Genomic DNA, 18,585 nt, shown 5'->3' on the forward strand with positions numbered 1-18,585 from the left:
TTTTTAGGCAAGGCGAAGCTTATGTAGTGTGGTTATTCCCCATGAATAGGCGATAACGTAGCATAAATACCAAACATGCGCTGCCCTCTGGGTTCTTTCTAGGGACGATAAACTCTTTGTTGCCTACATGGATGTAGGTAAGGGGCGTGAGCAGGACGCGGAAGCTTTGCTCGGTTTTTTACTTTGCCCACTAGGTTACAAACCTCGCGCCGCGATTTAATCGCCCCTAGTTTGAACAAATTTCAATCCACAAAGATCAACACGCCCTAGTTAAAGTCTGATCTGTAATTGTGCTTAAATGTTCTAACTTTATTTAAAACAATAAAAAAGGGCCTATTGGCCCTTGAGTAACACTATCTAGTTAGGAATTAAAACTGGTTCATGGTGTTGTCTTCACCACCGGCTTTTAGCGCGTTATCACCAGAGAAGTATTCTTTGTGCGTATCGCCCATATTAGACCCTGCTAGGTCTTGGTGTTTAACAGAAGCTTGCTCGCGGCGAATTTCTTGGCGTTGTACATCACGTACATAAGCCAGCATACCCATATCGCCAAAGTAACCTTCTGATAAAATATCAGTGCTTAGCGCAGCTGTATGGTACGTAGGCAGAGTAATTAAGTGATGGAAAATACCTGCTTCACGTGCGCCATCGCGCTGGAAGTTTTGCACTAGTAAATCGGCTGCTTGTGCAAGTTCTGTTGCATCCATTTCTGGTGCCATAAGGCCTTTATTATCGCCAAGGCTTGGGTAAGCACTAAGGTCACGGCCTGCTTCTTCCCACTCTTGGTACACTTGCTCACGAAACTTAAGCGTCCAGTTAAACGAAGGCGAGTTGTTGTATACCAGTTTTGCATTTGGCACGTGTTCTTTTACACGATTTACCAGTTCTGCAATTTGTTTAACATGTGGTTTTTCTGTTTCAATCCACAGTAAATCAGCGCCCGACTGCAAGCTAGTAATACAATCTAATACTACGCGGTCTTTTTCAGTGCCTTCGCGGAACTGGTATAAACCGTTATCTAGGCGAGTTGGTTTACATAACTGGCCATTAATTTTCATTGCCGTATCGCCTTCATTTAAATCATCAACACCGTAAATTGGCGTAGTTTCTAAAAATGCATTGTATTGGCTTGCTAAGTCGCCTGGTGTTTGCGACACAGGTACTTTTTGAGTAAGGCTGGCGCCTAATGAATCTGTACGTGCCACAATAATGCCGTTATCAATACCTAGCTCTAAAAAGGCGTAACGTACTGCGTTAATTTTTGCTAAAAAGTCTTCGTGTGGAACGGTCACTTTACCCGCTTGGTGACCACATTGTTTGGCGTCAGATACTTGGTTTTCTATTTGAATGGCACACGCACCGGCTTCAATCATTTTTTTAGCCAGTAAGTAAGTTGCTTCTTCGTTACCAAAACCGGCATCAATATCAGCAATAATTGGCACCACATGGGTTTCAAAGTTGTCTATTTTATCAATAACAGCTTGAACATCGCCGCCGTTCGCTTTTGCTTCATCTAGGTCGTTAAACAAGTGATCTAGTTCACGTGCATCAGCTTGCTTTAAAAACGTGTAAATTTCTTCAATTAGCGCAGGTACCGATGTTTTTTCATGCATGCTTTGATCTGGCAGCGGACCAAATGCAGAGCGAAGCGCTGCAACCATCCAGCCACTTAAGTATACATAGCTGCGTTTAGTTGTTTTTTGATGGCGCTTAATAGCCATCATCATTTGTTGGGCAGTAAAGCCATGCCAACAGCCTAAAGATTGCGTGTACTGGCTTGTGTCGGCGTCATATGCAGCCATATCTTCACGCATTACGTCTGCTGTGTATTGCGCAATTTCAATCCCTGTGCGAAAACGGTTTTGTAAACGCATGCGACTTGCGTATTCAGGGTTAATAGCTTTCCATGCGCTGCCTTGTGTTTGGCAAAGAGTAGAAAGTGTGTCTGTTTCGCGTTGATATGTTGTCATAATAAAATCCTTCGAACGAGTGTGTAATACCAACCTGCATAAATCTTTGATCAATTTAACGAATTAAATTGCACTATAACGTCGTTAAAAATTTTTTATTTAGAATAACTAGATACAAAAATTTTTGCCTAGCTCTAGCGTAATTTTCTTAACGTTAAATAGACCCCATACATAAGCAGATTGGTATAAATTATTTTAATGTTGTGAGAGTGGCTAGGAGTGTGTTCCGTAGCGCTTAATTCAACATTAGGCTCCTTTTCTAGATTTAGTAAATTTATAGTTGTTATTGTGGCTATACATTTTGTGAATGGCTAAAAAGCACTCAACATTGCCTTTTTGAGTTATTGTTTCCTTACGCACAAGCACACAACAACATCGCGACCGTTTAAAGGAAGGCAACTATGTCCCACACTCTCACACATTCAGGACTCAGTGTAGACACACAACTCGCTGATTTCGTTAAAAATCAATTACTACCAGGCACTCACTTAAGTGAGTCACAATTTTGGCAAAGTTTTGCACATATCGTTCAAACACTTACCCCTACTAATAAGGCACTGCTTGAAAAGCGAGAGCTGCTTCAACAGCAAATAGATGACTATCATCTAGCTAATAAAACCTGGGATAGCGCTAAATACCAAGCCTTTTTGCAAGATATTGGCTATTTAGTTAAAGAGCCTGCCAACTTTGAAATTGAAACCCAAAATGTAGAGCCCGAAGTGGCCCTTACAGCAGGCCCTCAGTTGGTTGTGCCTGTAAGTAATGCACGCTTTGCACTTAATGCCGCTAACGCTCGCTGGGGCTCGTTATACGACGCCTTATATGGTACTGATGTGTTAAGCGAAGATGACGGGGCTGAAAAAGGTAATACCTACAACCCTGTTCGTGGTTTTAAGGTAATGGCCTACGCTCGCCAGTTTTTAGATAAAGCATTGCCGCTGACCAATGGCTCGCATATAGAAAGCACTAATTATTCAGTAGTAGATGGCGCACTTTTAATTACGTTGCGTGATAGCTCTCAAACCACATTAGCTAACCCATCTCAGCTTATTGGCTATCAAGGTGAAGCACAAAACCCAACCGTAGTGTTATTAAAAAACAATGATTTACACATAGAGCTACATATCGATCACCACCACATGATTGGCCAAGCTGATAAAGCTGGCTTAAAAGATGTAGTGCTTGAGGCCGCTCTTACCACTATTATGGATTGTGAAGATTCAGTGGCTGCAGTAGATGCAGAAGATAAAGTACAAGTTTATAAAAATTGGCTTGGGTTGATGCAAGGTAACTTAGTTGAATCGTTTAAAAAAGGCGATAAAACAGTAGAGCGCACTCTGCAAAGTGATAAAACATACACCGCACTTGATGGTGGCACAGTTACTTTAAAAGGCCGCAGCATGATGTTTGTTAGAAACGTTGGCCATTTAATGACGAACCCTGCTATTACCGATGTGTACAAGCAACCGGTATATGAAGGCATTATGGATGCAATGTTTACAGCCACAGCTGCTCTGCACGACCTAAATAAAAAAACAGGTATCAAAAATTCAAGCGCGCAAAGTATTAATATAGTAAAACCAAAGATGCATGGCCCTGAAGAGGTGGCGTTTACTAACACTTTATTTAGCTTAGTAGAGGAAGCGTTAAGCTTACCTAAAAACACGCTTAAAATGGGGATTATGGATGAAGAACGCCGTACATCTGTAAACCTAAAAGCCTGTATTTATGCAGCTAAGGAGCGTGTTGTATTCATAAATACTGGATTTTTAGATAGAACAGGCGATGAAATCCATACCTCTATGCAAGCGGGTATTGTGCTTCCAAAAGCAAAAATTAAGCAGCAACCATGGATACAAGCTTATGAGGATCGCAACGTCGATATTGGCCTTGCTTGTGGCTTAAGTCATAAAGCACAAATAGGTAAAGGCATGTGGCCAATGCCAGATAAAATGGCATTAATGATGGAGCAAAAACAAGCTCATCCTAAATCAGGCGCTAATACAGCATGGGTGCCCTCCCCTACAGCCGCTACCCTGCATGCAATGCATTATCACGATATAAACGTATTTACTGAGCAGCAAAGTATAGCTAAACGTACTATTGCGAGCCTTAATGACTTGCTTACTCCGCCGCTAATGACAGACCCTAAAACGCTTTCAAAAGAAGATATTCAAAGCGAACTTGAAAACAACGCACAAGGTATTTTAGGTTACGTTGTACGCTGGATTGATCAAGGCGTAGGCTGCTCAAAAGTACCCGACATTAACCATATCGGGCTAATGGAAGACAGAGCAACACTGCGTATTTCAAGCCAGCATATGGCTAATTGGTTACTAAATGGCGTGTGCTCACAGGCGCAAATAAAATCAACAATGGCTAAAATGGCCAAAGTAGTTGATGGTCAAAACGAGCACGACACTGCGTATACACCCATGGCAACAAGCGAAGAAACCCTTAAAAACAGCATTGCGTTTCAAGCCGCTACTGCACTGGTTTTAGAGGGCGTAACGCAACCTAGTGGTTACACTGAACCACTACTACATAGCTACCGTATAAAATATAAAGCACAAAAAACGAATACGCTTTAACCGCTTAATCAAAGTTAAAATTAAGTACTAAACCAGCTTTTAAGCTGGTTTTTTATCGCCTAAAATTAGAATAACAGCACTTTTAAGGCATTTTAAAAATATATATTCAAATAAGCATAATACACATGAATATCTAACATTTATTCAAACGTAAAAAAGCGTGTTTTGCATACACAAAACACGCTTTTTAAAGCTTTTAACCGTTTACATTTAATTTTTTACAATGGCATTGTGATAAATATTTTGTACATCGTCACAATCTTCAAGCATATTTATAAACTTATCAAAGTTAGCAATAACTTCTTCGTCTTCAATTTCAATATTAACTTGAGGAATAAACGTAATTTCATCTACTTCAAAGTTAATGCCTTCAAATGCGTCTTCAAGGGCAGTTTTAGCTTTAAAGTATTCTGTTGGCGGTGCAAATACTGATATTTTACCGTCCTCGGCTTCAACATCGCTTACATCAACATCAGCCATCATTAGTGCTTCTAATACGACTTCATCGTCATCGCCTGCAAAGCCAAGTACCGCATAATGATCAAACATATGCGCTACACAGCCAGGAGTACCAATTTTTGAGTCTGTTTTAGTAAATGGCAAACGTACATCTTTGATAGTACGGTTTGGATTGTCTGTTAAACAGTCAACAATAACCATGCAGTTACCAGGGCCATAGCCTTCATAACGGGCAACAGAGTAATCTTCTCCTGCGCCACCGGCTGCTTTTTCAATTGCTTTTTCGATAACGTGTGCGGGTACTTGGTCTTTTTTAGCTTTTTCGATTAGACGGCGAAGTGTTTGGTTTACTTCGGGATCGGGATCACCACTTTTTGCTGCAACGTAAATCTCTTTGCCGTACTTTGAGTTTACTTTTGTTTTTGCATTGGCTGTTTTGATCATAGAACTTTGACGAACTACAAATGCTCTGCCCATTTTGTGCCCCTAATGAATACGTTACGTTTTGCGGTATTTTACCAATTCAAAACGTATTGGGCTAGCTCCGCAATGGGCAAAACTTGATTAATAAAAACTTTTATAACTACAAACTTATGTCAGAATAAATCAAATGGCACGCTATTTAACATAACTCTATTTTTTCAGAATAACTCTCAACTAATGTCACTAAGTCAGCAAAGTCATGTAAAACGTAATCGGCCTGATCGGCGTAGGCTGGCGTCAACTCTGGAGCGTATAAACATGCGCGCATATTTGCATTATGCGCAGCTTGAATATCGTAAAGGTAATCGCCTACATAAAGTAAATTTCTAGCATTAATGTTCCAAAGTGTAGCAATAGCATTCAAAGCACTAGGATCTGGTTTTGCAGGAGCATCGCTTCGCGTTAAAACTGTACTAATAGGAAGTGGGTTATTTTGTAATTTAATTGCAGCCGCTTTATCAAAATTGCGAGTAACAATTGCCATCGGTATATTTTTAGACTTTAAAGCATTAATAGCTTCACTCACCCCAGGTAATATACTGGCATGTTGTGCGTCTATTAATTCGTGTTGGTGAACTATATTCATTGCCTCTTCACGCATATACGGTGAGGGCAACTTAGCAATGTAATCAAGTAAGTCTTGCTCACAAGGGCAACCTATTTGGGCCTTTATTAATGCAAAGTCTAATTCTGATGAAACCAATGTTCCATCCAAATCAAAAATCACTCCAAAAATAGCCTCAATCTGAGTCGTCATATCATTCCCTGAATTTAGTTATTACTAAATAAAATTTAAACATAAAATTCTCTACTGCTTATGCCCTAGCTAGTTACAGCTAAAGGGATAAATGAAACTAACTATATTTAAATTATTTATTTGCACTGCTATCAATCTATTGATAATACAGTAAATATAATTGGTAATTGTAGCATGCGCAAAAAATGGTAAATATACAAATTGAACTACCAATTTTTACGTAAATTTACATATACCAGATCTAAAATGAACGCAGTTTAAACGTTTGAAGAAAACGCGCACATTAACTGCAGTGCGCGTTGGTTGGGGAAGTTTTAACTACTAATTTGGCTCAAAGCGGGCTTCGAGCCAAGTATCATCTTGTGCAAAGTTTAAGGTTTTAATCTTACCTTTGCCCTCAACGTTTACCATATTTACCTGAGATGGCCATAAATCACGAAGCGCGCCATTGCTCATTTTGATTCCTTCAATGTTTTCAGGAATTGGTGCTTCTTGGTAAACCCAAAAAAACTTACCATCTACTTGCGCCCCTACAAAGCTAAGTGGTAAAGGCTCACCACTTAACGTTTGTAGAGCAACGTGCGATTCAACATATTTAGCAAAACGCTGTTGGTCGGCTTTATTACTAATAATATCGATCTTGCCTTCAAATAATGTTCCTACGGCGTGTTCGGTATCATGTAAATAAAAGCGATGCATTAATTCAACATTATGCGTTCGTTTATTAAAAAGCACGGTTGTAACTGACGACTTTAGTTGATGCGCCATACTTGGCGCAGCAACTAAAAGGCAAACAATAATAAGCAAAAAGCGCATTATTGCGGCTCCCCACCGTCATCTTTTTCGTCTTTCTTCTCATCAGTTTTAAGCTCAGTTTTAATATCTTGCATGATATCGCGACTTACTTTAGCTTTACTCTTTTCCTTTTTAAACACTTCAATACGTGAAGGAATAATACGACGAGGGTAGTTATTGTTTTCAACATCTACGTCAGCTGTTTCCCAGCCTGGATCTACAGTAACTGATACAAGTGGTTTGTTTTTATCGGTAACAATTAGCTTTTGAACATTTTTATAATTACGACGCCAAATTTCAGCAGGGATATAACGCTCTTCGGTTGTGCCATCTTCATATGTTAGCTCAAGCAATATAGGCATTACCAAACCACCAAGGTTTGAAAATTCCATAACGTAGTAGTTTTTATCTTCATCTAAAGCACGTTCAAGCGTTTTACGCTCCCAAGGCTCTAAGCCTTTTAAAAACTTATTGTACGAGTTACGTTCTTTATTGGTTACAGTAAAGCGGTCGTTTTCGTCATAAAAGTCGGTAACATCAGGGTTTTGCTCAACCCATGTTTTTTTACCTTCGGCGCGGTTACGCTCAACAAATAATGACGTAGGCTTATCTGCTTCAATATCACGTAAACGGCTGTAATCAATATCAGGGTTTTTAGTGTCTAAACGTAGTTGATATACTTTATCTAAAGAGATATCAACATGGTCTGTGGTGTAAAACCAGCCACGCCAAAACCAATCTAAATCAACACCAGAGGCTTCTTCCATTGTACGAAAAAAATCAGCTGGAGTAGGGCGCTTGTATTTCCAGCGCTGAGCATACTCTTTAAATGCAAAGTCGAATAAATCACGACCTAAAATCACTTCACGTAAAATATTAAGGGCTGCGGCAGGTTTAGTATAAGCATTAGGGCCTAAACGTAATACGCTGTCTGACTGAGTCATAATTGGTACTTGGACTTCTGACTTCATGTAGCTCACTATATCGCGAGGCTCAACACCCCAAGGAATAGTAGGATCCCATTCACGACCAGCAACACCATCTAAAAAGCTGTTTAAGCCTTCATCCATCCACGTCCATTGGCGCTCATCTGAGTTCACAATCATCGGAAAGTAAATATGACCCACTTCATGAATAACTACGCCAAGTAAAAAGCGCTTTTCAGCCTGAGAATAAGTACGAGTACCATCATCTTGTAACTTAGTACGCGGACCGTTAAAGGTAATCATTGGGTATTCCATACCACCAACTGGGCCGTTAACCGACTGTGCAGTTGGGTACGGGTAATCAAAAGAATACTTAGAGTACACTTCCATTGTGTGTACTACCGCTTCAGTTGAGTACTTTTTCCATAAGTCACCACCTTCTTTAGGGAAGAACGACATTGCCATAACTAAAGGCTGAACGTCACCACCTTGTTGATAACCTTTTGCATCCCACATAAACTTACGAGACGACGCCCAAGCAAAGTCACGAACATTCTGTGCTTTAAAGTGCCACGTTTTAGTTTTGTCGGTGCCTTCTTTTTCGTTTTCTAGCGCTTCTTCTGCGTTAACAATAAACACAGGACGCTTAGATGTTTCAGCTTGCTTTAAACGTTTGCGCTGAGTACTTGTAAGTACTTTACTCGCGTTATCAAGCTTACCTGTTGCCGATACAATGTGATCTGCCGGAACAGTAATCTCAACATCGTAATCACCAAACTCAAGCGTAAACTCACCAGAGCCTAAAAATGGCTTGTTTGTCCATGCTTCGTAATCGGTATAAGCCGCTAAGCGAGGGAACCACTGAGCAATTAAGAATATGTCGTTGCCATCTTCTTCAAAGTGCTCGTAACCAGAACGTGCACCTACAGCATCTTCTTCAACAATGTTGAAGGCAAAGTTCATGCTAAATTCTACTTCTTTACCTGGTTTTAATGGCTCGTTTAAATCAATGCGCATTAAAGTATCAACTACAGTTACGCGTAGCTCTTTACCATCGTCATCCTTTACGCCACTGATTGTATAACCCAGTTCGTTGTCGCTCATAAATTGCTGACGGCGTAAGTCACCTAAACTTAATTTAGCAGGCTTTTGAGCTGGTAGGCTTTCTAAAGTGCTTTTAAACGTTTTAGTTGTTTCGGCAATAGAATCACTTTTAAAAATATTTTGATCTAACTGTAACCATAAATATTTAAGTGTATGCGGAGAGTTATTTTTATATTCAATGCTTTGGCTACCGGTAATACGGTGCTTTTTTTCATCTAGCTTTACATCAATATCGTAGTTTACACGTTGCTGCCAGTATTTTTCACCTGGTTCGCCAGCGGCACTACGATAAACATTGGGTGTAGGAAGCGCTTCGTCTAATTGACGAAATTTATCAACAAAAGTACCTTTTGTTTGCTCAACTGAAGACGCCATAGCCGCACTAGATATTGCCAAAGGCAATACAAAAGCACTTAGCGTAAGACCTATTTTTTTCATTGTTAGTCCTAATATAATTTTGTGAGCATACTTTGACAAATATACCAGTTAGCTTCAATAAATTAGCGACCAAGTACCGTATTTTTAGGGTGATGTTCACTTAGTTTATTAGATTGAAAAGTACAATTATTTTGTAACAAAATACGAATAAATAAAAACTGTAAAGGGGGTTTACAAAAGTGGGTTTTAATAATGGTTTTGAGCAAATAGATACAAAGCTATAGAGCTTGAAAAAAGAACATTAACTTTAGTTACTTTGCTAAAAAAGTATTGCTTTAGCATTATCAGGTAAACCAATAATACTACGTATAAATATTTCTAATTTGCAACAAGAAAAATGGGCTAAAAGCCCACTCTACTGAACAAAAACACAGTGAAAACAGCTGAATTATTGGCTCAAATATTGCCGAACTTCCTTAATATGCGCTATTTTTACGATAAATGATAAATAGTGTAATTTTAGGTTGATCTTTAGTGTAGTTTATATTTAAAATCGCCAACCTTTTTATTTGAGGCAAATAAATTCGTCACATTTATCCTCAAATTAATATCGATTACTAGCAAGAAATGCGGTGGGCTTATGGATTTTTACATCCTAAAAAAACAACAAGAACTAATTGCGGTGCCAGCAAGTGAGAATAACTGTAAGCAGTATCTCGATTCGGGTTATTTTTATATCGATAAAGTAGCTGCGTGCAACGAAACTAATGCATTAAAGGCGCTACACGCAAAACAAACTAAAACGTTAAAAATTCCATTATTAATGGCACTTTTAGCATTACCGGTTGTTTTTTCAGCTTGGTACAGTTTAACCTAAGGTAATGCACGGCTTAGGCTTGCATCTTTAACTGCCTTGGGTATATTGGCGCTCTTACGGTTTAATTAAGAGCGCGACATGAAAGTCCTCCACACCTCAGATTGGCACCTTGGCCAACAATTTTACGAACACGATCGCCGTGTTGAACATCAAGCTTTTTTTACATGGTTATTAGCCACTCTTGTTGAACAACAAATAGACTTACTTTTAGTTGCTGGCGACATTTATCATACAGCGACTCCAAGCGCTAGCGCCGAAAATCAGCTTTATCAATTTATTAAAGACGCCAAAAAGGCATGCCCACAATTACACATAGTAATTATTGCGGGTAATCACGACTCTGCAAATCGTATTTTGGCAGCTCAGCCATTACTAGCGCAATTTGATACACACGTAGTAGGGCGCTTTGATGTCGCGACACCCGATGAAACTGTTATTACCATAGATACCAATGGTAAACGCGCTGTAATCGTCGCTATGCCATTTTTACGTGCAAGCGATGTAAGTTTACTTAGCCAAACCGAAAGCGGTCCTAGTTACGCTCAAGGCGTTGCGAAAGCTTATGAACTTGCACTAGAGCAAGCTACTAATATAAACGAGCAAAACTCACCACTAATAGTTATGGGGCATTTACACGCAAAAGGCGGGGATATCTCAAGTGATTCTGAGCGTAACTTAGTAATAGGTGGTGAGGAGTCTATTTCAGCCAATGTATTTGGTAAACAAGCCAACTATGTTGCCCTTGGGCACTTACACAAAGCGCAACAAGTCGTTAAAAGCGATGTTATTCGCTACAGTGGCACACCCATACCTATGTCGTTTTCAGAACGTAACTACACGCACCAAGTAAATGTTATTGAGTTTATTACTGATGAAAAACAACATATTAGCACTACTGTAAACCCCCTTTACATTCCGCGCTCTGCCGATGTAATTGTTTTACCAAAAGGGGAATGCGTGCCATTAAATGAACTATGTGAGCAAATTAAAGCACTCGACACATCACAAAATACAGTAGCGCCTTATTTACGTGTAAAGCTTAAATCAAGCGATACCGACACCACCTTCAGAGAACAAATAGAACAAGCGCTTGAAGGTAAGCATATTAAATTTTGTGGTATTGAACGCGTACGCGAGCAATCAGCGCAAAATGACGACAACACCGTATTTGAAGATTTAAGCGAGGTTGAAATGCTCAACCCGCTTAACTTATTAGAACAAGCGTTCGCAAACGATAAAGATATGACAGGGCAAAGCGTACCCGATGAGCTAAAAGCACTTTTAAGTGACGTGATAAACGAGCTTACGGAGCAAGAGCAACTATGAAAATAACCGCAGTTCGTATTCATAATTTAGCTTCAATAGTTGATGCTGAAATAGACTTTACTCAAGCCCCATTAAAAGATGCAGGCTTATTTGCAATAACAGGCGATACCGGCGCTGGTAAAAGTACCTTTTTAGATGCGATTTGTTTAGCCCTTTATACAAAAACAGCGAGGCTACGCGGCGATAAAGGTAACTTAATTGAGTTTAATGGCGACAGCATTAAGCTTAATGATGCGCGAAACCTACTACGCAGAGGTACATGGGAAGGCCACGCCGAGGTTGACTTTTTAGGGCAAGATAAACAGCTTTATCGTGCACGTTATACAGTTTCACGCACTCATAAAAAAGTAACAGGCAAACTTAAAGTAGCAGAGCACACATTAGTAACCCTGCCAGACGAAACCCTTATAGCTGACAAAAGCCACACAATAAAAGAAGTCGAGAGTAAAATAGGGCTTAACTTTGAGCAGTTCTCACGCGCCGTACTTTTAGCACAACATGAGTTTGCTGCATTTTTAAAAGCCACTGGCGATGAGCGAGCGCAGCTTTTAGAGTGTTTAACAGGCACCGATAAATTTAGCCGTATTGGCGTGCGTATTTTTGAGCGCCATAAAGAGCAAGTAGCAAAGCTTGAAGCGCTTAAAGCTGGCCTTGAAAGCTATACTTTGCTAACGAGCGATGAACTTGAGCTACAACAAACCAAGTTAACCGATTTAAAAGCGCAAACCGAACACACTAAAAAAGAGTTATCCAAAACCGAAAAAGCACTTAACTGGTATCAGCAAGCTACAGTGCTTGAGCAAAATTTACTGCAAGCACAGCAAACCCAGCAACAAGCAAGCTCAGCGCTTGAAAGTATCGTTGAGCAAAGCGAGCAGGCAAAACAAGCTAAACAAGCGCTTGAAATAAAAGATAACCGCAGCCGTTTTGCTCAATTAACCGATCAAAATACGGCGTTGGATCAGCAAATAACATCACTTAAAAGTGTTGATCATTTAGCGGTAATTAACGAGCGTAATACCGCGCTAGCTAAGCATACTGAGCTACTTAATAACGCCAATGAGCAAAAACAAAATGCAGCGCCTATTATAGCTAAAGCGAGAGAGCTCGATAGTAACATTGCCTTGCAAACTCAAGCTGTAAAAGGTACTGAGTCGCAAATAACCAAAGAGCAATCTCAGTTTGATGAGCTTAATTTGCAGCTTAAACAAAGTAATAACGAGCTGGAAATTGTTAAAGCCGACTCAACTAAAAGCCAGCAATGGCTTAATGAGCATGCACAGCTGCATGTTTTAGCAAAAGACTGGAGCTACTATCAGCAAAGCTTTAATACCTACTTAAATGCACAGCAGCAATTAAACGCAAACGCTGCGCAAAGCCAAACTCTTAATACCGAGCTTGCGGGTCAGAGTGAGCTTTTAAATACACAAAATAATAAAGTGCAGCAGTGCGAGGCGGCACTTAGTAGTGAGCAATCAACTTTACAGGCATTAAATACTCAGCTTAATGAATTTAATGCAGAGCACTGCGACGCGCAGTTAAAAAGTATTGATTACTTAAAAGAGCAGCGAGAGCGCTATAAGCAATTTAACGCAGAACTAAAACAAAGCACTCAACGCCAGCAAGTACTCAATCAGCAGTTAAATGAAAGTCAGCAAGCTCATGTTTTACTTATCCAAAATTTAATAACCAGCGAGCAAGCGCTTAAAGGTAGCGAGTACGCACTTAACCAAGCGCGCTTAAGAGCCAGCGAAAACGTAGAGCATTTGCGGACTGAGCTACGCCCTAATGAGCCTTGTTTAGTGTGCGGCGCAACTGAGCACCCGTATGCGGTAAATCAAAATCAGCAATTAAATAACTTAATTACTGATTTTGAAAATGCTTTTAATGCCGCTAAAAAGCAATTTGACCATGTACAAAGCGAGCTGCATAAGCACCAAACTCAACATGCTGTATTAACTGCTGAACACGGACAACTTGAGCAAATAATACAAACAGCAAAAGCTAAACAGCTCGACATTAAAAATACCATGCAAGGCGCACGCACAGAGCTTAACGACTTAACGCCTGATCAGCTTGAAGTAACTTATAAGCAATTAACGCAGCAAAAAGCGCAATACTTTGAGCAACAAAAACGCCAACGTACACTGCAAACCAAAGTAAACGAGCTACAAGCAGCACTTAAAGCAGAGCAGCAAGTACAGCAGCAACTGAGTAATAAACACCTTGAGCTTACACATCAGCAAAACCAGTTAACGAGTAAGCATAGCGAGCTAAGTGCGCAAATTAACGAGCTGGGTACAACGCTCAATAATCAATTTGAAAACAGTGATTTTTGGCAGCAACTACAAGCCAATACGCTTGAACTTAGCGAGCTGAACGAGCAGGTTACGCAGTATCAGCAAACTCAAACGCAACTTGAGCAAAGCCAAAAGCGCCAAGACACAGCTAATGAGCAAATAAAGCAGCTCACACCGCTTGTTAGTAAAAGCGAGCAATCGCTAAAAGTACTTAATGAAGAGTTTGTAAAAGCAAAAGAGCTATTAGACGCTGTACAAAGTGAGCGCTTAGCTTTATTTAATAACGAGCAAATAAGCGCAGACGACTACCAAGCAAAACTCACAAGTGAGCAAGAGCAAAAACAATCGCAGGTTCAAGCGAGTCAAAAAGCCTATGACGACGCGATAAAACAACGAGATGAGCACGCTATAACGCTTAAAAATGTAGAGCAACGCTTACTTGAAAACAGCCAAGAACTAGCAACCCTTGAAGCACGTTATAACCAGTGGTTTGCTGACTTTAAAGCGCAATACAGCGATGTAACGCACGAACAGGTCAAAATTTTACTAACGCTAAGTAGCGAGACTATTAAGGCGCATTTAAATCAACACGAGCAGTTAACTCAAGCGTTAACAGATGCAAATGCCGCATTAAAACAGCAGCAACTTACGCTTGAAAAACACAACAGTAGCGATAAGCCAACACAAAGTGCAGAGGCTTTAAGTACGCAATTAAGCAGCTTAAATGAGCAACAAACGCAGCTGCAAAATTCATTACTAGCAACTAATACCGCTATTGAGCAACACAATCAAAACGCAAAGGCGCTTGAAGGCAAACAAGCTGAGTTAACTACGCTTAAAACACAGGTAGAGCAGTGGCATTTGCTTAATAAAGTATTGGGCGATGCAACGGGTAAAACCATGCGTAACTTAGCACAAACACAAACGTTAAAAATATTACTGCACTATGCCAACAGTCATTTAAAAACACTCAACAAACGCTACGAATTAACCGCCATAGCGCAAACGCTCGACATTGCAATTATCGACCGCGACATGGCCGACGAGCAACGCTCTGTTAATACGCTCTCGGGTGGTGAATCATTTTTAGTATCGCTAGCGCTTGCACTTGGTTTAGCATCGCTTTCGTCTAACAAAGTACAAATCAATTCTTTGTTTATTGACGAAGGGTTTGGTACGTTAGACAGCGAAACCCTAAGCATTGCAATGGACGCTTTGGATTCTTTGCAAGCACAAGGCAGAAAAGTAGGCGTTATATCGCACGTAACACAAATGAGCGAGCGTGTAGCCACTCAAGTGCATGTAGCCAAAAAGCCAGGTGGATATTCCACAGTTGAAGTTTTATAAGCAACATTACTGAAAACAAGGAGATACAATGCCAACGTTTACAGGCGAGCAAGCAACACAATACGATAGCCGCATAACCCGTTTAGTGCCTGGTTATGAATTATTACATCAGCTAACTAATGCGCAACTACAAGCAACGCTAAGCGATAATGCACATATTTTGGTAGTAGGGGCAGGCACAGGCAAAGAAGTACTTGCACTGGCTGCACTAAACCCTACATGGCAATTTACTGCGCAAGATACATCAGCCGATATGCTTGCTATCGCACAGCAGCAATTTGATGAACAAGGCATAACAAGCCGCGTAGATGTACATAATGGCCCAGTTGATAAGTTATCGGTTAAAGCCGATGCCGTTTTATGTTTATTAGTAATGCATTTTTTAGAAGATAACGGCGATAAAAAAGAGTTATTAAAAGCGATTAAAGGAAGCCTTAAAAAAGACGCCAACCTTTATATTGCAGATTTAATGCGCCCCGAAACTTCATTTGAGCGCCAAGCCCAGCTTACAACGTGCGCGCAATTGGGTTTAACCGAAACCGGTAAAACACAAACAGGGCATGACTTAGAAAATGAGTTTTACCCGCTTGATAGAATGCGCTTTAGCGAATTGCTAAATGAGTGCAAATTTGGCATTCCGAAGCTGTATTTTAAAGCCCTAGGTTTTAGCGGATATGTAGTTTAAGTTTTACAAGCTGAACAAGCACCCGCTATTCAGCACCAATAAAAACACCGAGTGAACAAACTCGGTGTTTTTATACGTAGGTCGGTTAAGCGAAGCGCCACTCGACGGGGAAGTTAAATGGTAGCTCACATAGTGTAATGTAAACTTAAAATTGTATATCAGGTTTATAGCCTTGAGGTTGAAGTAAGTCTTCATTCTGCAGCAATATATCAATCCCCATCTCGGTTATTGAATAAGTATAAAAATCGCATTCACTATGTTGATCTGTCTCAATAGCTTTACTTAAATATCCCATTCTTTCTAACTTGATCAACGATATTTGCAAAATAGAGTCATCTGTAGAACTAAAGTTATTAGAAATTCTATAAAATGGGAGACCATCAGGGTCAGACGTATAACTTTGTAGACAAGCTGCTAAAAATTTATAATCTTGTGCCTTAAGGTTATAAACTGATGGATTCGCAATATTTCTTTTTATCCCAGAGCTATTTTGATTATTGATCACTCCTAGCCTTTCTGCTTCAGCTTTAATTAATGTACAAGCACGGTTAGTCGCTGAAACCAAATCATAATCAGAACGTCCAGAATCATAATCAGCAGGAGTTACTCCTAATAAATCGGTTGGTAGATGCATTTCAATATCGCGAGGCTTCAGGATAAATGATCTAGATTTACCTATAGCTCCAACGAATAATCCCATTTCAAAAATTACATTATCTCTTACGACATGTTCTTGTCTATTTCGGATCGTAGCGATATCTTCTGGAGCAAATATAAATAGTGCAAAATCTACAAATGACGACTTTTCAACAAGATCATCGATCACTGTTGATGAGAGTTTAAAAGTACCATTTTTCCATAGCGTTACTTCAAATTCATGGTCTAAATTAACATTTACAGCTTCAGCTACGGGTAAGCTTTCAACTGAAGAAGCTATAAATAGTCTTGGTTTTCTCAACTTATTGTCTCCTTACTTAATTGAGTTTTCTTTTAGCAATAAGAATAAAGTTATATGTTTTTAGTATCTGCTTATTACATTAATACTAAAATGTTTAGCTTGCTACCATACTAGCAAAAATCCTAACCAATCTCTCCAAGTGCTTTCATCGCGGCTTGTGCTTTATCCGTTTGTACAAAAATATGGTCGTGATAAAACGCAGCTACCACATTAGCGCTAATGCCATGCTCAGTTAGCTTTGCAGATACCGCAGCTGTTAGCCCAACGGCCTCTAAGCTTGAATGTACGTTAAGGGTAATTAAATTATATTTGCCCTCGTAAGTAATACCTGCTTTATCGGCAGTTTCAGCTTTTAAAATAAGGGTTAGCCCTTCTTCTTCAACATAAGTGGCAAGTGGCTCTAAATGAACATAATCAGCCAATTTACCTGCTAAGCAACAAAAAATATACTCGCCTTGTTTAAGCACAGGCTGCATTGATTTTAATAATTCGTTTAACTCTAAAATTCCGGCCATGGTTGTTCCTTACAATGTGTTATTTAGTGGCTTTTAGCTGCGCGACTAGCTCGCTTAATCTCGCAATTTTTATATTACTTAACTGTCTGTAATCAAAATACGGGCAAACAATAATGTTGTTAGTTGTGTCTATTGCAAACTCGTCGTCGAGCCAATCAAATTGTGCATGTAACTTACCTTGTTGTAATAAGTTTTTAGCGTGCGTACGCCCAGCAATTATATGTAGCTGGTTTTTATTGCTAGTAGCTTTATCTGGGCAAGTAATAGTAGTGTCAGGCGCGCTAAATAGCAGGGCGGTTTTACTGTTTTTTTGCAGTAAAAACTCATCGCGATATTGTTGCCAAGTAGGGGCTTGTTTGGCAAATGAATAATGCTCACTTGGCAGGGCAAATAGCACTTTTGCGTACACGTTAAACACTTTGCGCCAACCATTACCACAGTGCTGGTTTATGGTATTTATTTGCTCGTTAATTACCGGCTCTATACTTTGTAGGGTTTCAAAGTAGGGCATAGGCGGTGCTTTTGCGACATACACGGCTACATTAAAATTATACTCACCTAAACCAACAACTTGCTCTGTCACTTACTTTGCCTTATTTTGCGCTAAAATGCGGTCGAGGTTATTTGCAAAGTTTTGGCGATCGGTTTGACTAAGTGGCGGCGGCCCACCACTCATTTCTACGCCGCTTGAGCGCATGGTATCCATAAAGTCGCGCACGTTAAGTATTGAGCGAATGTTTTCGGTGGTATAAAGCTCGCCACGTGGGTTTAGTGCTTGCCCGCCGTTATCAATTACTTCACTTGCTAGCGGAATATCGCCCGTAATAACTAAATCGCCTTTTTCAACGCGTTTTACTATTTCGTCGTCGGCTACATCAAACCCTGACGATACTTGAACGCGACTTATGTATTTTGACGGCGGGATACGCATTGCGTGATTAGCCACTAAAATAGTCTCGATTTTCATACGCTCTGCAGCTCTAAAAAGTATTTCTTTTATAACAACAGGACACGCGTCTGCATCTACCCAAATTTTCATGCTATGGTCATTTTTATTGCTTTAGAATTAATATGATCCTATAGCAAATTTTTTTAATCGGCTAGCAAACTTTAT

Annotated in this window: 14 protein-coding genes; 5 read left to right on the forward strand and 9 right to left on the reverse strand. The window is 39.9% G+C overall.

Annotation, left to right across the window (positions count from 1 at the left end; all coding sequences use genetic code 11):
• Positions 1–368: 368 nt before the first annotated feature.
• Positions 369–1,970, reverse strand: a complete 1,602-nt coding sequence (locus tag H5115_RS01025; RefSeq protein WP_182753168.1) for an isocitrate lyase — start codon at positions 1,968–1,970, stop codon at positions 369–371.
• Positions 1,971–2,371: 401 nt separating this feature from the next.
• Between H5115_RS01025 and H5115_RS01030 the strand changes: the two genes are divergently transcribed.
• A complete protein-coding gene (locus tag H5115_RS01030) occupies positions 2,372–4,561 on the forward strand; it encodes a malate synthase G (RefSeq protein ID WP_182753170.1) in 2,190 nt (729 codons plus the stop codon).
• 210 nt (positions 4,562–4,771) lie between these two features.
• Here H5115_RS01030 and H5115_RS01035 read toward each other — a convergent pair whose 3' ends face one another.
• From H5115_RS01035 to H5115_RS01050, 4 genes are all read right to left on the reverse strand, one after another.
• On the reverse strand, positions 4,772–5,497 hold the full coding sequence (locus tag H5115_RS01035) for a YebC/PmpR family DNA-binding transcriptional regulator (protein ID WP_002959197.1): 726 nt from the start codon (positions 5,495–5,497) through the stop codon (positions 4,772–4,774).
• A 145-nt stretch (positions 5,498–5,642) separates the two neighbouring features.
• Positions 5,643–6,260 carry an HAD family hydrolase gene (locus tag H5115_RS01040; protein ID WP_182753172.1) on the reverse strand — a complete coding sequence of 206 codons (618 nt, stop codon included), beginning with the start codon at positions 6,258–6,260 and terminating at the stop codon, positions 5,643–5,645.
• A gap of 321 nt (positions 6,261–6,581) precedes the next feature.
• On the reverse strand, positions 6,582–7,076 hold the full coding sequence (locus tag H5115_RS01045) for a DUF6702 family protein (protein WP_165744006.1): 495 nt from the start codon (positions 7,074–7,076) through the stop codon (positions 6,582–6,584).
• On the reverse strand, positions 7,076–9,523 hold the full coding sequence (locus H5115_RS01050; protein WP_182753174.1) for a M1 family metallopeptidase: 2,448 nt from the start codon (positions 9,521–9,523) through the stop codon (positions 7,076–7,078). The genes H5115_RS01045 and H5115_RS01050 overlap by 1 nt, the downstream gene beginning before the upstream one ends.
• Before the next feature lie 580 nt (positions 9,524–10,103).
• Between H5115_RS01050 and H5115_RS01055 the strand changes: the two genes are divergently transcribed.
• The 4 genes from H5115_RS01055 (at position 10,104) to H5115_RS01070 (ending at position 15,998) form a co-directional block, all read left to right on the forward strand.
• Complete coding sequence (locus H5115_RS01055) at positions 10,104–10,340, forward strand: hypothetical protein (protein WP_024600378.1); 237 nt, start codon at positions 10,104–10,106, stop codon at positions 10,338–10,340.
• Positions 10,341–10,418: 78 nt separating this feature from the next.
• Positions 10,419–11,666: an exonuclease SbcCD subunit D C-terminal domain-containing protein gene (locus tag H5115_RS01060; protein WP_182753176.1), complete on the forward strand. Its 1,248-nt coding sequence runs from the start codon at positions 10,419–10,421 to the stop codon at positions 11,664–11,666.
• Positions 11,663–15,313, forward strand: a complete 3,651-nt coding sequence (locus H5115_RS01065) for an SbcC/MukB-like Walker B domain-containing protein (protein ID WP_182753177.1) — start codon at positions 11,663–11,665, stop codon at positions 15,311–15,313. Before H5115_RS01060 ends, H5115_RS01065 begins: the two co-directional genes overlap by 4 nt.
• A 28-nt stretch (positions 15,314–15,341) precedes the next feature.
• Positions 15,342–15,998, forward strand: coding sequence for a class I SAM-dependent methyltransferase (locus H5115_RS01070; protein WP_182753179.1), 657 nt, complete (start codon positions 15,342–15,344; stop codon positions 15,996–15,998).
• Positions 15,999–16,143: 145 nt separating this feature from the next.
• Here H5115_RS01070 and H5115_RS01075 read toward each other — a convergent pair whose 3' ends face one another.
• From H5115_RS01075 to H5115_RS01090, 4 genes are all read right to left on the reverse strand, one after another.
• On the reverse strand, positions 16,144–16,956 hold the full coding sequence (locus tag H5115_RS01075) for a TIR domain-containing protein (RefSeq protein ID WP_039488845.1): 813 nt from the start codon (positions 16,954–16,956) through the stop codon (positions 16,144–16,146).
• 122 nt (positions 16,957–17,078) lie between these two features.
• Positions 17,079–17,471 carry an ACT domain-containing protein gene (locus H5115_RS01080; protein WP_024596052.1) on the reverse strand — a complete coding sequence of 131 codons (393 nt, stop codon included), beginning with the start codon at positions 17,469–17,471 and terminating at the stop codon, positions 17,079–17,081.
• Positions 17,472–17,490: 19 nt separating this feature from the next.
• Positions 17,491–18,054: a DUF6942 family protein gene (locus tag H5115_RS01085; protein ID WP_182753181.1), complete on the reverse strand. Its 564-nt coding sequence runs from the start codon at positions 18,052–18,054 to the stop codon at positions 17,491–17,493.
• A complete protein-coding gene (locus H5115_RS01090) occupies positions 18,055–18,510 on the reverse strand; it encodes a YaiI/YqxD family protein (protein WP_165743999.1) in 456 nt (151 codons plus the stop codon). It lies immediately after the preceding gene.
• Between the last annotated feature and the right edge of the window lie 75 nt (positions 18,511–18,585).

This window comes from Pseudoalteromonas sp. SR44-2 (assembly GCF_014163745.1).
GTDB lineage: Bacteria > Pseudomonadota > Gammaproteobacteria > Enterobacterales > Alteromonadaceae > Pseudoalteromonas > Pseudoalteromonas distincta.

Coding starts and splice junctions, on each gene's coding strand:
- H5115_RS01055 (WP_024600378.1), top strand. CDS start 10,104: ATGGATTTTTACATCCTAAAAAAACAACAAGAACTAATTGCGGTGCCA.
- H5115_RS01090 (WP_165743999.1), bottom strand. CDS start 18,510: ATGAAAATTTGGGTAGATGCAGACGCGTGTCCTGTTGTTATAAAAGAA.
- H5115_RS01050 (WP_182753174.1), bottom strand. CDS start 9,523: ATGAAAAAAATAGGTCTTACGCTAAGTGCTTTTGTATTGCCTTTGGCA.
- H5115_RS01070 (WP_182753179.1), top strand. CDS start 15,342: ATGCCAACGTTTACAGGCGAGCAAGCAACACAATACGATAGCCGCATA.
- H5115_RS01080 (WP_024596052.1), bottom strand. CDS start 17,471: ATGGCCGGAATTTTAGAGTTAAACGAATTATTAAAATCAATGCAGCCT.
- H5115_RS01025 (WP_182753168.1), bottom strand. CDS start 1,970: ATGACAACATATCAACGCGAAACAGACACACTTTCTACTCTTTGCCAA.
- H5115_RS01065 (WP_182753177.1), top strand. CDS start 11,663: ATGAAAATAACCGCAGTTCGTATTCATAATTTAGCTTCAATAGTTGAT.
- H5115_RS01045 (WP_165744006.1), bottom strand. CDS start 7,076: ATGCGCTTTTTGCTTATTATTGTTTGCCTTTTAGTTGCTGCGCCAAGT.
- H5115_RS01060 (WP_182753176.1), top strand. CDS start 10,419: ATGAAAGTCCTCCACACCTCAGATTGGCACCTTGGCCAACAATTTTAC.
- H5115_RS01040 (WP_182753172.1), bottom strand. CDS start 6,260: ATGACGACTCAGATTGAGGCTATTTTTGGAGTGATTTTTGATTTGGAT.
- H5115_RS01030 (WP_182753170.1), top strand. CDS start 2,372: ATGTCCCACACTCTCACACATTCAGGACTCAGTGTAGACACACAACTC.
- H5115_RS01035 (WP_002959197.1), bottom strand. CDS start 5,497: ATGGGCAGAGCATTTGTAGTTCGTCAAAGTTCTATGATCAAAACAGCC.